The sequence below is a fragment of the Roseovarius sp. THAF8 genome, assembly GCF_009363735.1.
Lineage (GTDB): Bacteria > Pseudomonadota > Alphaproteobacteria > Rhodobacterales > Rhodobacteraceae > Roseovarius.
The window spans coordinates 189,760-203,164 of the sequence record NZ_CP045410.1 but is presented as its reverse complement, the minus strand read 5'-3'; the positions used below and the strand labels follow the sequence as shown (position 1 = coordinate 203,164).

Genomic DNA, 13,405 nt, shown 5'->3' with positions numbered 1-13,405 from the left:
TTATCCTGAGATAAGCGCAATAAAAAGCGGCATTTCGGTATATATTCATGAGGAAACCGCATATATTTCCCTGCCCCGCCGCTTTCTGCCCTCGCTCGGCGCGCTGCGCGCGCTGGAAGCGCTGGAGCGGTTGGGCAGCCTGACGGCGGTGGCCGAGGAGTTGAGCCTGAGCCAGAGCGCGGTGAGCCGGCAGTTGCAGACGCTGGAGAGCCAGTTGGGTGTGCCGCTGTTCCTGCGCGAAGGGCGGCGCGTGCGGCTGACGCCGGAGACGCGGGAATATGCGGGAGAGACACGCGCGGCGCTGAGCCGGATCAGCCAGGCGTCGCTGAAGCTGGCGCTGAACCCCGGGGGCGGCAGTTTGAACCTGGCGATATTGCCGACCTTCGGGATGCGCTGGCTGGTGCCGCGCCTGCCGGAGTTTGCGGGCGCGCATCCGGAGGTGACGCTGAACCTTTCGACCCGGCTGAAGCCGTTCAACTTCGCCTCGGAACCCTTTGACGCGGCAATACTTTTCGGAGACGGTGGCTGGCCCGGCACCCAAAGTCTGCGGCTGAAAAGCGAGGCGGTGGTGGCGGTCGCGGCCCCCGCGCTGCTGGAACGGACGCCGGTATCGGGACCGGGCGATGTGCTGTCCCTGCCCCTCTTGCATATCGAAACCCGCCCCGAGGCGTGGCGCGCGTGGTTCGCCGCGCATGGAGTCGAGACGGGCACGGTGGCGGGCACGATCTATGACCAGTTCTCGACCATCACGCAGGCCGCATTGCACGGGCTGGGCGTGGCGCTGTTGCCGGATTACCTGGCCGAGCAGGACCTGGCGACCGGCAAGCTGGTCACGGTCTGGGGTGGGCGCACAGAAAGCCCCGGCGCCTATCACCTGGTTTGGCCCGAGGAAAAGGCGCGGGACAGCGCGGTGATGAAGTTTCGCGACTGGCTGGCGCCGCAGGCCGAGGAGGAAGACCCCCTGCCCCGGTGACCCGTCGAAGCTCAGATGCCGTAGGGGACGCCGCCCGAGACTGGCAGCGTGATTCCGGTGACATAGCGCGCCTGCGGGCCGGCCAGATAGGCCACGGCATCGGCCACGTCGGCGGGTCGGCCCGCGTCGCGCAGCGCCACGCTGGTATAGCGCTGCGCCTTGACCTCGTCCAGGCTCAGCCCGCGTTCGCCGGCGATCCGCGTGTTGGCGGCCATATGCATGTCGGTGGCGATGTAGCCGGGACAGACGATATTGCACAGGATGCCCTCGGGGCCGAACTCGGCGGCGATCGTCTTGGTCAGACCCACCAGCCCGTGTTTCATCGCCGTGTACGCGCCGAAACCGGGTTCGGCGCCCAGGCTGCCGGTGGAGCCGATATTGATGATCCGGCCACCCCCGGCGGCCTGCATCGCCGGGATCACGGCACGCGACAGCATCATCGGGGCCAGAAGATTGACGTTGAAGCTGCTGGTCCACTGGGCGGGCGTGGTGGACATGAAATTGTCCGCGCCCGCGAGGCTGCCGGCGTTGTTGACAAGGATGTCGACGCGCCCCAGCCTGCGCTGCACCTGCGCCACGACCGCGTCGATCTGCGCGGCATCGGTGACGTCCAGTTCGAGCGCCGCGCCCGTGGTATCGAGGTCGGCGGCGAGCGTTTCCAGCAGCGAGAGGCGCGGGGTGGCGACGCCGTCGACCTCTACCGTGCCGCCGAGATCGGTGACGACCACATGCGCGCCGTCCTCTGCCAGCCTGCGGGCGATGGCCTGTCCGATCCCGTTGGGGGCGGCGGTGCCTGTGACGAGGGCGACCTTGTCGTGAAGTGGGGGCATGATCTGCGTCCTTTGAGGTCCGGTCCACTGCGACAGAGTAGACGGGCCCGGCCGGAGCGCAACCAACCAAATTGAGTGGCTGCGCCACGCTTTGTTTCTTTGGATTGAGTATTTGGAGAACAGTGAAAGGCGGGCGCGGCGCGATCAGCCCAGCGAGTACCCTGCCCCGCGGACCGTGCGCAGCGGGTCCTCGCCGCCGTGCTGGCAGAGCGCCTTGCGCAGCCGGCCGATATGGACGTCGACGGTGCGGGTGTCGACATAGATGTCGCGGCCCCAGACGCGGTCGAGCAGTTGTTCGCGGCTCCACACCCGGCCCGGTTTTTCCATGAAGGTCGAGAGCAGGCGGAACTCGGTCGGCCCAAGCTTCAGCCCCTCGCCCTGACGGGTGACGCGGTGGGTCTCGGAATCGAGGATGATATCCTCGTATTCCAGCCGCTCGCCCACGGTCGAGGGCCGGGTGCGGCGCAGCTGGGCGCGGACGCGGGCCATGAGTTCGATCACCGAATAGGGCTTGATCACGTAATCGTCGGCGCCGGTTTCCAGCCCGCGCACGCGGTCCACCTCTTCGGAGCGGGCCGAGAGCATGATGATCGGCACGTTGCGGGTCTCGGAACGGGTCTTGAGCTGGCGGCAGACCTCGATGCCTGACACGTTGGGCAGCATCCAGTCCAGCAGGATGAGGTCTGGCGCGGCCTCTTCGACCAGCATCAGGGCCTCTTCGCCGTTCTCGGCGCGGGTCACGGCAAAGCCGTCGGCCTCGAGGTTGTAGGCCAGCACTTCGCGCTGTGCGGGTTCATCCTCGACCAGAAGAACGCTGGGCTGTTCGCTTGCCATGACGTCTTGTGTCCTTCGTTATGCGCCGACCTGGGGCGAGACCTTGGGGTCCAGCGAGGTCTTGTCGCTTTTGGGGCGGTTGTCTTCGGGCATGGTGCCGGTGACCAGATAGACCACCTGTTCGGCGATGTTGGTGACGTGGTCGCCCATGCGCTCGGTGTTCTTGGCGATGAAGTGCAGGTGCATACAGGGCGTGATGTTGCGCGGGTCTTCCATCATGAAGGTCAGGAATTCGCGGAAGAGCGCGTTGTACATCTGGTCGACATCATGGTCGCGCTGGATCACCTCGCGGGCCAGTGCCGCGTCGCGCTGGATATAGGCGTCCAGCACGTCGCGCAGCATCCGTTCGGTTTCACGCGCCATGCGGCGCAGCGAGGCGGTGGCGCCGGTGATCGGGGTCATCTGTGCCAGCACCGTGGTGCGCTTGGCCATGTTCTTGGCGTAGTCGCCGATGCGTTCGAGGTTCGAGGCGATTTTCATCACCGTCAGGATCACGCGCAGGTCGATGGCGGTGGGCGCGCGCAGGGCAATGGTCCGCGCGGTTTCCTCGTCGATCTGTTCTTCGAGGTCGTCGATGACGCGGTCGCCGGCGCGGACGGTTTCGGCCAGTTCCTCGTCGCGGGTGTCGAGCGAGATGGCGGCGTTCATGATCGCCTCTTCCACCAGGCCGCCCATTTTCATGATCAGCGCCTGGACGGTTTCGAGGTCACGGTCGAAGGCCGATGAGATGTGTTCGTCGTTCATAACGTGCGCTCCTTAGCCGATCCGGCCGGTGATGTAGCTTTCGGTGCGGGGATCTTCGGGGTTGGTGAAGATCTTGCCGGTTTCGCCGAACTCCACCAGGTTGCCGAGGTGGAAGAAGGCAGTCTTCTGGCTGACGCGGGCGGCCTGCTGCATCGAGTGGGTCACGATCACGACCGAGTATTCGCTGCGCAGCTCGTCGATCAGCTCCTCCACTTGCGCGGTGGCGATGGGGTCGAGCGCCGAGCACGGTTCGTCCATCAGGAGCACTTCCGGCTCGGTCGCCACGGCGCGGGCGATGCAGAGGCGCTGTTGCTGGCCACCCGAGAGGCCCGTGCCGGAGGCTTGCAGGCGGTCCTTGACCTCGTCCCAGATGGCGCCGCGGCGCAGGGCGCGTTCGACGATTTCGTCAAGGTCGGCCTTGGACTTGGCCATGCCGTGGATGCGGGGGCCGTAGGCGATGTTGTCGTAGATCGACTTGGGGAACGGGTTGGGTTTCTGGAACACCATGCCGACTTTGGCGCGCAGTTGCACCGGGTCGACCTTCTTGTCGTAGATATCCTCGCCATCGAGCAGGATATCGCCCTCGACCCGGCAGATGTCGATCGTGTCGTTCATCCGGTTGAGACAGCGCAGGAAGGTGGACTTGCCACAGCCCGAGGGGCCGATGAAGGCGGTGACGGTCTTGTCTTCCAGCGCCACGTCCACGTCCTTGATGGCATGGGTGTCGCCGTAATAGACCTGCACCTTCTTGGCCGAGAATTTGATGTCTTTCTGATCCACGGCTCTCTCCGTATTTGGCGTATCGTACATGGCGTGGTCCCTTTCTACCAGCGGCGCTCGAAGCGGCGGCGCAGGATGATGGCGATGATGTTCATGGTCAGCAGGAAGACCAGAAGGATGATGATCCCGCCCCAGGCTTTCTCGTAAAAGCTGGCGTCGGCGCGGGCGGCCCAGGTGTAGATCTGGGCAGGCATGGCCGAGTTCGGCTCGGTGAAGCCGGCGACGAAGCCGTCAGGGTAGCCGCGGGCGACGAAGCCGACCATGCCAATGAGCAGCAGCGGCGCGGTCTCGCCCAGGGCCTGTGCGAGGCCGATGATGGTGCCGGTCAGGATGCCGGGCATGGCGAGCGGCAGGACATGGTGAAAGACCGCCTGCATCTTGGACGCCCCGACGCCGAGCGCGGCGTCGCGAATGGAGGGCGGGACCGCCTTGAGCGAGGCGCGGGTCGAGATGATGATCGTCGGCAGGGTCATCAGTGTCAGCACCAGCCCGCCCACCAGCGGGGCGGATTGCGGCAGGTGCATGAACTGGATGAAGACAGCAAGACCAAGGATGCCGAAGACGATTGACGGCACGGCGGCAAGGTTCGAGATATTCACCTCGATGAGGTCGGTGAACTTGTTCTGCGGCGCGAATTCCTCGAGATAGATCGAGGCGGCGACGCCGATGGGCAGCGACAGGACCAGCACCACCAGCATCATGAAGAACGAGCCGATGACCGAGGCGCCGATCCCGGCCCCGCCGGGGTTGTCCACGCCGGAATCCGCGCCGGTGATGAAGTTCCAGTTGAACTCGGACTTTATGATGCCGGCGTTGCGCAGCGCATCCACCAGATCGAGGTCGGAGGCCATGAGGAAGCGGCTGTCCTGCATACTTTCGCGGGTGACACGGCCGTTGAAATAGCCGTCGACGCGCGACGAGGCGGAGAGCGAGAAGGACGTCGGCTCGCCGAGACGGTTCTGGTTGCCCGCGTAGTATTCCCGCAGGTTGCCGCCGACCTTGCCCAGCACGCGTTCGATCGAGGCCTCGTCGAATTCGACCTCCATCCCGCGTTCCTCAAGTTGCTGCTGAAGCTGCGCGATGAAGAGGTTCGAATAGGCCTTGGTCTTGAAAAGTTCGCCCTCGGCCTCGTCGAATTGTTCTTGGGTCAAGGTGAATTCCATCTCCACCACGGTGTGGGTGAAGGCGGGGAGGCCCGAGCGGATGATCGAGAAGAACAGCACGACAAGAAAGAAGATGCCGATGATGATCGCCGTCATACCGTAGGCGCGAAAGCGTTTCTCGGCAGCGTTGCGGCGCTTGGTGTTGGCATCGGCTGTCTTGAGCGAGGAGCGGCCATGGCCGCCGCCGCTGGCGCCGTTGAGCGTTGCGTCGGTCATTCGTACTGCTCCCGGTATTTGCGCACGATATAAAGGGCGAAGACGTTCAGGCAGAGCGTGATGACGAAAAGCGTCATCCCGAGCGCGAAGGCCACCAGCGCCTCGGGCGAGGCGAAGTCGGCGTCGCCAGTGAGCTGGCTGACGATCTTGGCGGTCACGGTGGTCATGGCCTCGAACGGGTTGAGGCTAAGCCGGGCTGCGGCCCCTGCCCCCAGTACCACGATCATCGTCTCGCCGATGGCCCGTGAGGCGGCCAGCAGGATGGCGCCCACGATGCCCGGCAGGGCGGCGGGCAGTACCACCTGGCGGATGGTTTCCGATTGCGTGGCACCCAGCCCGTAGGAGCCGTCGCGCATGGCCTGCGGCACCGCGTTGATGATGTCGTCGGAAAGCGAGCTAACGAAGGGGATCAGCATGATGCCCATCACCAGACCGGCGGTCATGACGGCGGTGCCCGCCTGCATGATGCCAAGCCCGTCATCGCCGAAGACCTTGAGCAGCAGCGGGCCGACCGTCAGCAGGGCGAAGAGGCCATAAACGATGGTCGGAATACCGGCCAGCACCTCGAGCAGCGGCTTGGCGACCGAGCGGACCTTGGGCGAGGCGTATTCCGAAAGGTAGATCGCGGCGAACAATCCGATGGGCACGGCCACGGCCAGCGCCACGATGGAAATGTAGAACGTGCCCCACAGCAGCGGGATCACCCCGAGGTCGGAACTGCCGCCCCGACCCGAGAAGCTGGGCGCCCAATTGGTGCCGAAGAAGAAATCGGACGCAGGGTAAAGCCGGAAGAATTCGATCGTGTTGAACACCAGCGACAGGATGATGCCGATGGTGGTCAGGATGGCGATGGAGGCTGCGCCGATCAAAAGCGCGCGGATGCTTTGCTCGACCGTGTTGCGAGCGCGGAAGTCACCATGCGACTCGCGCAGGCCCCAGAGCGCGCCGAGGACGGCCAGCACCAGCACCGCGACGGTCATCATCAGGTTGCCGGTGGCGTTCATGATCCGGTAGCGCTGCGCGGCACGCAGGACCGTCTGGGTGACCTCGGAGGTCACGATCTGGCCCGCGTCCCTGAGCCGTTGGGTTACATCGTTGAATTCGGCGCGCGCGTTGCGGGCGAAATCTTCTTCCATGACGCCCTGAGCCACGGCATTGTCCAACCCGTCCGCTGTGCGCCGGACCTCGGCCATGACAAGCCCGAGCGAGCCCTTGTTGTCGATGGAGCGGTCGGGGATCATGCCCGATATGGTATTGCTGACGATAAGCGGCTGGATCAGCAGCCAGGCGATCATCAGCAGGAAGGCCGGAACGACGACTTTGATCAGCACGTTCGAGCCGTAATAGGACGGCAGCGAGTGGAGTTTGCGGTTGTCGCCCTCCACGCTTTGAAGCGCCCGACCGCGACCGAGCACGTAGCCCACCGCCGCGATGCCAAGCACGATCAGGAATAGCCAGAGTGTCGGCATGAGCCCCCCATCCGTCTGTCTGGAAAAAATTACCTAAAAGGGGATTGGGGGCGGCGGAATAGGCCGCCCCCGAAGGTCAGAGGCTTAGGAGCCGCTGCCCATGGTTTCTTCGGCTTCGACAGCCGACTGCGTGGCCGCCAGTTCCGGGTCCGCGACCAGGCCGTAGTTCGACAGCGGGCCGCCCGGGCCTGCGATCTCGTCGGCGACGAAGAACTGTGCGTACTCTTTCAGGCCGGGGATCACGCCGATATGCGCTTTCTTGACGTAGAAGAACAGCGGACGCGACACCGGGTATTCACCCGAGGCGATGGTCTCGGTCGAGGGCTCGATGCCGCTCATGGTGGCGACCTTCAGCTTGTCGGTGTTGTTCTCGTAGAACGCCAGGCCGAACACGCCGATGCCGTTGGTGTTGGCGTCGATGCGCGCCAGGGTCTCGGTGTAGTCGCCGTCGATGTCCACGGACTTGCCGTCCTGACGGACGTCAAGGCACGAATCCTCGGCCTCGTCTTCGCTCATGCCGCTGTCCAGCATGGCCTGCATCGCGCCGGTTTCCTCGCAGCCGACCAGCAGAACCTTCTCTTCGAAGACTTCGCGGGTGCCGTGCTTGGTGCCGGGGATGAACATCGCGATTTCGGCGTCGGGCAGCTCGGAGTTGAACTCGGCCCAGCTTTCATGGGTGTTCTCGACCAGCTCGCCGTCTTTCAGGACGGTGGCGCCGATGGCGTTGAAGATGTCGGTGGGTTCGAACGCGGTGAACTCGGGACCGGACTGTTGCGAGGCGAAGACGATGCCGTCATAGCCGATGCGCACTTCGATGATGTCGGTCACGCCGTTGTCGGCGCAGGCCTTGATCTCTTTTTCGCGGATGGCGCGCGAGGCGTTCGCCACGTCGATGGTGTTTTCGCCAACGCCTTCGCAGAAGCGTTTCAGGCCAGCCGACGAGCCGCCCGATTCCACGACCGGGGTCGGGAAGTCGGTGTTTTCGCCGAAGAGCTCGGCCACGATCGACGCGTAGGGCAGCACGGTGGAAGACCCGGCAACCTGGACGTTGTCACGTGCAGCGGCAGCGGTGGCCGAAACGGCCGCGATCGCCAGGGTAGAGGCGGTCATTTTCATGAAGGACATATATAGCTCCTGATATCCATGTATCCCGGTCACCTTGCAGCGGGCGACCTTGGCGCCCTGCTACGCCTCGGGCACGACGCTTTTGTTACGGTTTTGTAACGGTTTTATGACAGGCCCCTTTTTGCGAAGATTAACGCCGAATTAATTCCGGTTGACGTCGCAACGCAAAGATGGGGGGTGCGTCAGGTCTGCGACGACGCGGGGCGCGAGGGCAGAATCACGTCGAATCGGGTGCCCTGCCCCAGTTCCGATTCGACCTTGAGGCGGCCGCGATGGCGGTTGACGATATGCTTGACGATGGCCAGCCCAAGCCCGGTGCCGCCCATCTCGCGCGAGCGGTGGCTGTCGATGCGGTAGAAGCGTTCGGTCAGGCGCGGGATGTGCACCTCCTCGATGCCGGGGCCCTGGTCGGCCACGGAGACCACCGCCGAGGGGCCGCGCAGCGCGGGGTGATCGGAATGCGCAGCAAGCGTCACGGTGACGGTCTTGCCGGGGCCGCCATACTTGACCGCATTCTCGATCAGGTTGGTGAGGATCTGGTGCAGTTGGTCGGCATCGCCGGGCACGTGGATCTCTTGCACGTCGGTCTGGAAGGCGATGGTCACGTCCGCTTCCTCGGCGATGGGACGGGTGGCGTGGATCACGGCATTGATCAGCCGGATCAGGTCGACGCGGTCGGTGGGGCGCACGCGTTCCTGCGCCTCGACCCGGCTGAGCGACAGCAGGTCTTTCACAAGGCGTTCCATCCGGCTGGCCTCGACCTGCATGGTGCCCAGAAACCGCTCGGTCGCCACGGGATCGTTGCGCGCCGGGCCGCGAAGGGTTTCGATGAAGCCCAGCAGCGCGGTCAGCGGCGTGCGCAGTTCGTGGCTGACATTGGCGACGAAATCGCGGCGCATCTGGCCCACCTGTTCCAGATGCGTGACATCCTCGAAACACAACAGCACGCCCGAGCCCGCGTCGGTGTCGACCGGGCTGCAGGTGACGATGAAGGTGGTGTCCTGCGCGCCGGCGCTGGAGAGGTAGCGCGTCTGGCGCGTCTCGCGGTCGCGCAAGCACGCCTCGACCGCGTCGAGGACGGTGGGCTGGCGGATGGCGGTGATGAAATGACGCCCGGTCAGCCCCGGCCCCAGAAGGGCCGTGGCGCGGTCGTTGGCGCCAAGGATGCGCTCGCCCCGCCCGATCAGCAGCGCGGCCAGGGGAATCGCCTGCAAAAGCGTGGCGATATTGCCCTGGTTCATTCCGTGTCGAGGCGGCGCAGTCCCGCCCGGTAGCGCGCGGCGTTCTTCTGGTAGTGCAGCGCGGTGGCCGTGAAGGCGGCGATGGCCTGATCGTCCAGCTCGCGCACGATCTTGCCGGGCGCGCCCATCACGAGGCTGCCATCGGGAATCTCCTTGCCCTCGGTGATCAGCGCGCCGGCCCCGATCAGGCAGTTCTTGCCGATCCTGGCGCCGTTCAGCACGGTCGCGCCCATGCCGATCAGCGTGTTTTCCCCCAGCGTGCAGCCATGCAGCATCGCCTTGTGCCCGATGGTGCAGCCGCGCCCGATACTCAGCGGAAAGCCGGGGTCGGTGTGCATGACCACGTTTTCCTGCACGTTGCTGCCCTCCCCCACGACGATCGGCTCGTTATCGCCGCGCAGGGTGCAGCCGAACCAGACCGAGGCATTTTTTTCCAGCACCACCTTGCCGATGATGTTGGCGTCGGGGGCCACCCAGGTGCCGTCTTCCAGTTGCGGGATCACGTCGTCAAGCGCGTAGATGGGCATTCATCTCTCCTCGAATTCGGCCTGCAGGCGTTGCACATGGGCGTTCAGATCGGGCTGTTGCAGGCGGCGCAGGCGGGCGGCCGAGACAATGGTCTTCAGCGCCTTGTCGGTGGTATCCAGGTCGTCATTGACCAGCACGTAATCGTACTCGCCCCAGTGGCTGATCTCGTCCCAGCTTTTCTGCATCCGCTTGGCGATGGTTTCGGGGCTGTCCTGCCCGCGCGTTTCCAGCCGTCGGTGCAACTCGGTGATTGAGGGCGGCAGGATGAAGATCGACAGGGTATGGGGGCCGAGAACCGAGTTCTGGATCTGCTGCGCGCCCTGCCAGTCGATATCGAAGAGCACGTCGCGGCCGGCGTCGATGGCGGCCTGCACGGGGCCGCGGGGCGAGCCGTAGAAATTGCCGAAGACATGGGCGTGTTCCAGCATCTCGCCCGCGGCCACCTGACGGCGGAAGGTGCTGTCGTCGAGGAAATGGTAATCCTGCCCGTCCACCTCGCCCGCGCGGGGCGGCCGCGTGGTGGCGGAGACGGAGAACGAGATCGTCCCGTCCCAGTCGCGCAGGCGGCGCGACAGCGTGGACTTGCCCGCGCCCGAGGGCGAGGAGAGGATGATCAGAAGACCGCGACGCTGCGTCATGGGGCCTCCGGTGCGGGCACGCGGCCCGGCTTTTTCTTGCCCGAAATACTCATGCAAGCGCCGAAGGCGCGCTGCGGCGACGCCGAAGGCGGCGCAATTCCTTTGGCAGGGCGAGGGGGATTGGCCGGGAGGTCCCGGGTCAGGCCCGGGACGAGGTGGTACGAAATTGCCGGGAGATCCCCCCGGGTCAAGCCCGGGGCAGGCAGGATCAGGTCCGGGATGACCTGCAAAACCCTGTTTTGCAGGTCACTCGACATTCTGCACCTGTTCGCGCATCTGTTCGATCACGCTTTTCAGCTCCAGCCCCACGCTCGTCAGGTCGCGACTTTGCGCCTTGGAACACAGCGTGTTGGCCTCGCGGTTGAATTCCTGCGCGAGAAAGTCGAGCTTGCGGCCCGCGGGGCTGCCCTTGGCGATGAGGTCGCGGGCGGCGGATACGTGGCTGCGCAGGCGGTCGATTTCCTCGGTGACGTCGGATTTCACGGCCAGCACGGCCAGTTCCTGGGCGATGCGCGCTTCCTCGACGCCGTCGGTATTGTCCATCACCCGCTGAAGCGCGGCGCGGAAATTGGCCTCGGTCTCGGGGCGGCGGGCCTCGGCGGCGGTGGCGGCGGCGTCGGTGAGCTCGGCGATCCCGGCAAGCTGGCCGCTCAGCACCTCGGCCAATGCGTCCCCTTCGCGGTGGCGCATCGACTGGAAACTGTCCAGAACGGTCTCGAAATCCGCCACCAGCGCCTTGCCCAGGGCGGTGGTGTCCTCGGCCTGCGTGCCCGGCTCGAACACGCCGCGCAGGGCCAGCACGTCGGCGGCATTGGCCGGCGCCAGCGACAGGCCGAGCGCCATGGCGCGGGCCTCGATCTCGGTCATCGCCGCCAGCACACGGTCGAGCTGGGCGGTATCCAGTTGCGCAGCCGCGCCGCCGTCCTGCGCCTGAAGCTTCAGCGAGAGCGTGACATTGCCGCGCGAAAGCGCCCCGGTCAGGCGCGCGCGCAGGGCCGCCTCCAGCCCTTCGATCCAGTCGGGCACCCGCAGGCGCAGATCGAGGCCCCGCCCGTTCACCGACCTGAGGTCCCACGTCCAGCCGAAACGCCCATGCGCCCCCTGCCCCGCGGCATAGCCGGTCATGGAAATCAGGGGGGACGGATCTTTTGTCACGGTGCAGCCTATCCTTCGCGCGCGGGCCGTGAAAACGCCCGGTCTCGTGCAGGTGTCCTAGTCTGTCGAGGCACCCTTCGCAAGCGCCCTGCGCGGAGCCGCGTTAACCACTGGGCAATAAAGTTGAACAAATTCGGGCAGAATTGTGGCAAGCTTGTTCCAAGTCGAGCTGCATCTGATTCAATTTGAAGGCGGTGCAGGACCGCGCGGGAGTGGCGCAGGGTCGATCTCGCACGGGGGCGTTCCGGGCGCGTGATCGCGTTCGGATCGGAATATTCATGGTGAGGCCGGCGTCGGAGCCGGATGGGGAAAGACCGATGACGGATGATTCTGGAACCTCGTTCCCGGACAAGATTTCGGACTTGCAGCTACCGGGCGCAGGCGCGGCCCGCCGCCGGCGCGAGGCGGACCTGCGCAAGTTCGTCGACTACTGGTCGGCGATGCGACGCGGCGGCGACGTGCCGCTGCGCACCGAGATCGACCCGCGCGGCATCGAGAGCCTGCTGGGCAATGCCTTCATCGTAGAGAAGGTCGCCCCCGGCATCGCCCGGCTGCGCATCGCTGGCACGCACCTGTCGGACGTGATGGGCATGGAAGTGCGCGGCATGCCCCTGTCGGCGCTGATCGCGCCCGAGGACCGGGCGCAGCTGGCCGATGCGATGGTGGAGTTGTTCGAGCGGCCCGCGACGCTGCGGCTGGACCTGACCGCGCCCGCCGGTATCCGACGTCCGGCGCTGGCGGCGACGCTGATCGTGCTGCCGCTGCGCAGCGACCTGGGCGATATCTCGCGCGCGCTGGGCTGTTTCGTGACCGAAGGGCCGATCGGCGCGACACCGCGGCGGTTCGGCATCGTGGAGTGCCAGGTGACGCCGGTCGATCTGACCGACGCGACCGCGCCGGGATTCAGTGAAGAGCAGGCGCCGTTGGAGCCCCCTGCGCCGAAGGCCCGGCATGAGCGGCCCGCGCCGCTGTCACACCCCAGCGAACGGCCCTATTTGCGACTGGTTCACAGCGACTGAGCCGCGTCCAGGCGGGCCTTGAGCGCGGCGTTCTCGGCGCGCAGGTCGGCCAGCTCCTGCTGGAAGGGTTCGAGGATCGGGCCCAGTTCCTCGACCGTCAGACGGACGGGGATGTGCTGGGGACAATTCCAGTCGAACCCTTCGACGGTGATGACCACGGCCCGTTCGGGGCGCGCCTTGTAGCCGTCATCCATCAGCCGCCCGATCACGTCGGGGTCGTCCGAGATCGCCACGCGGCCAAGGATCTTGAGCCGGGCGCTGTTGGGATAATCCATCAGGATCAGCGAAATACGGTCGTTGTCCGCCAGGTTGCCGGCAGAGATATACTGGCGGTTGCCGCGATAGTCGGCATAGCCCAGCGTTGTGTCGTCCAGCACCTTGAGAAAGCCGCGCGGGCCGCCGCGGAACTGCACGTAAGGCCAGCCCGTGGCGCTGACCGTGGCCTGGTAGAAGCCGTCGCGCAGGGCGATGAACTGTGTCTCGTTGGGGCCAAGACGGTCGTCGGCGGGGGCATCGGGGGCAAGGCTGCGGGCGTACATGGCGGCAGAGCCCTGTTTTTCCTGCATGGCGCGGACGGCGTCGGTGAAAGCGAGTTCGTGGAATGTCTTGGCCATGTCTTGCGTCCTTTCAGGTACTCAAGGCCGCTAGATCGGGATGCAGCGGGTATTTCGCAAATCACGAGGCCGCGAG

14 protein-coding genes are annotated in these 13,405 nt (G+C 65.5%); 2 read left to right on the top strand and 12 right to left on the bottom strand.

Features of this window, described 5'->3' with window-relative positions; all coding sequences use genetic code 11:
* Positions 1–64: 64 nt before the first annotated feature.
* On the top strand, positions 65–973 hold the full coding sequence (locus tag FIU85_RS01030; RefSeq protein ID WP_152495527.1) for a LysR substrate-binding domain-containing protein: 909 nt from the start codon (positions 65–67) through the stop codon (positions 971–973).
* A gap of 11 nt (positions 974–984) precedes the next feature.
* Here FIU85_RS01030 and FIU85_RS01025 read toward each other — a convergent pair whose 3' ends face one another.
* The 11 genes from FIU85_RS01025 to FIU85_RS00975 form a co-directional block, all read right to left on the bottom strand.
* Positions 985–1,803 (bottom strand): SDR family NAD(P)-dependent oxidoreductase, encoded by an 819-nt coding sequence (locus tag FIU85_RS01025; protein ID WP_152495526.1) that lies wholly within the window; start codon positions 1,801–1,803, stop codon positions 985–987.
* A 144-nt stretch (positions 1,804–1,947) separates the two neighbouring features.
* A complete protein-coding gene (phoB, locus tag FIU85_RS01020; protein ID WP_152492471.1) occupies positions 1,948–2,637 on the bottom strand; it encodes a phosphate regulon transcriptional regulator PhoB in 690 nt (229 codons plus the stop codon).
* An 18-nt stretch (positions 2,638–2,655) separates the two neighbouring features.
* Complete coding sequence (gene phoU, locus FIU85_RS01015) at positions 2,656–3,381, bottom strand: phosphate signaling complex protein PhoU (RefSeq protein ID WP_152495525.1); 726 nt, start codon at positions 3,379–3,381, stop codon at positions 2,656–2,658.
* A 12-nt stretch (positions 3,382–3,393) separates the two neighbouring features.
* Positions 3,394–4,191, bottom strand: coding sequence for a phosphate ABC transporter ATP-binding protein PstB (pstB, locus tag FIU85_RS01010; RefSeq protein WP_152495524.1), 798 nt, complete (start codon positions 4,189–4,191; stop codon positions 3,394–3,396).
* Between the two features lie 14 nt (positions 4,192–4,205).
* Positions 4,206–5,540 carry a phosphate ABC transporter permease PstA gene (pstA, locus tag FIU85_RS01005; RefSeq protein ID WP_152492474.1) on the bottom strand — a complete coding sequence of 445 codons (1,335 nt, stop codon included), beginning with the start codon at positions 5,538–5,540 and terminating at the stop codon, positions 4,206–4,208.
* Complete coding sequence (gene pstC / locus FIU85_RS01000; RefSeq protein WP_152495523.1) at positions 5,537–7,009, bottom strand: phosphate ABC transporter permease subunit PstC; 1,473 nt, start codon at positions 7,007–7,009, stop codon at positions 5,537–5,539. Before pstC ends, pstA begins: the two co-directional genes overlap by 4 nt.
* An 84-nt stretch (positions 7,010–7,093) precedes the next feature.
* Positions 7,094–8,134 carry a substrate-binding domain-containing protein gene (locus tag FIU85_RS00995; RefSeq protein ID WP_152492476.1) on the bottom strand — a complete coding sequence of 347 codons (1,041 nt, stop codon included), beginning with the start codon at positions 8,132–8,134 and terminating at the stop codon, positions 7,094–7,096.
* A gap of 182 nt (positions 8,135–8,316) precedes the next feature.
* A complete protein-coding gene (locus FIU85_RS00990) occupies positions 8,317–9,375 on the bottom strand; it encodes an ATP-binding protein (protein ID WP_152495522.1) in 1,059 nt (352 codons plus the stop codon).
* Entirely contained in the window at positions 9,372–9,902 is a 531-nt protein-coding gene (locus FIU85_RS00985) for a gamma carbonic anhydrase family protein (RefSeq protein ID WP_152492478.1), read from the bottom strand. Before FIU85_RS00985 ends, FIU85_RS00990 begins: the two co-directional genes overlap by 4 nt.
* Positions 9,903–10,541 carry a guanylate kinase gene (gene gmk, locus FIU85_RS00980; RefSeq protein ID WP_152495521.1) on the bottom strand — a complete coding sequence of 213 codons (639 nt, stop codon included), beginning with the start codon at positions 10,539–10,541 and terminating at the stop codon, positions 9,903–9,905.
* Positions 10,542–10,787: 246 nt separating this feature from the next.
* On the bottom strand, positions 10,788–11,696 hold the full coding sequence (locus FIU85_RS00975) for a YicC/YloC family endoribonuclease (RefSeq protein WP_368372973.1): 909 nt from the start codon (positions 11,694–11,696) through the stop codon (positions 10,788–10,790).
* A gap of 317 nt (positions 11,697–12,013) precedes the next feature.
* Here FIU85_RS00975 and FIU85_RS00970 point away from each other — a divergent pair, with 317 nt between their 5' ends.
* A complete protein-coding gene (locus FIU85_RS00970) occupies positions 12,014–12,715 on the top strand; it encodes a PAS domain-containing protein (RefSeq protein ID WP_172978760.1) in 702 nt (233 codons plus the stop codon).
* Here FIU85_RS00970 and FIU85_RS00965 read toward each other — a convergent pair.
* Entirely contained in the window at positions 12,703–13,329 is a 627-nt protein-coding gene (locus FIU85_RS00965; RefSeq protein ID WP_152495519.1) for a pyridoxamine 5'-phosphate oxidase family protein, read from the bottom strand. The two genes, FIU85_RS00970 and FIU85_RS00965, sit on opposite strands and share 13 nt — an antisense overlap.
* Positions 13,330–13,405: the final 76 nt, after the last annotated feature.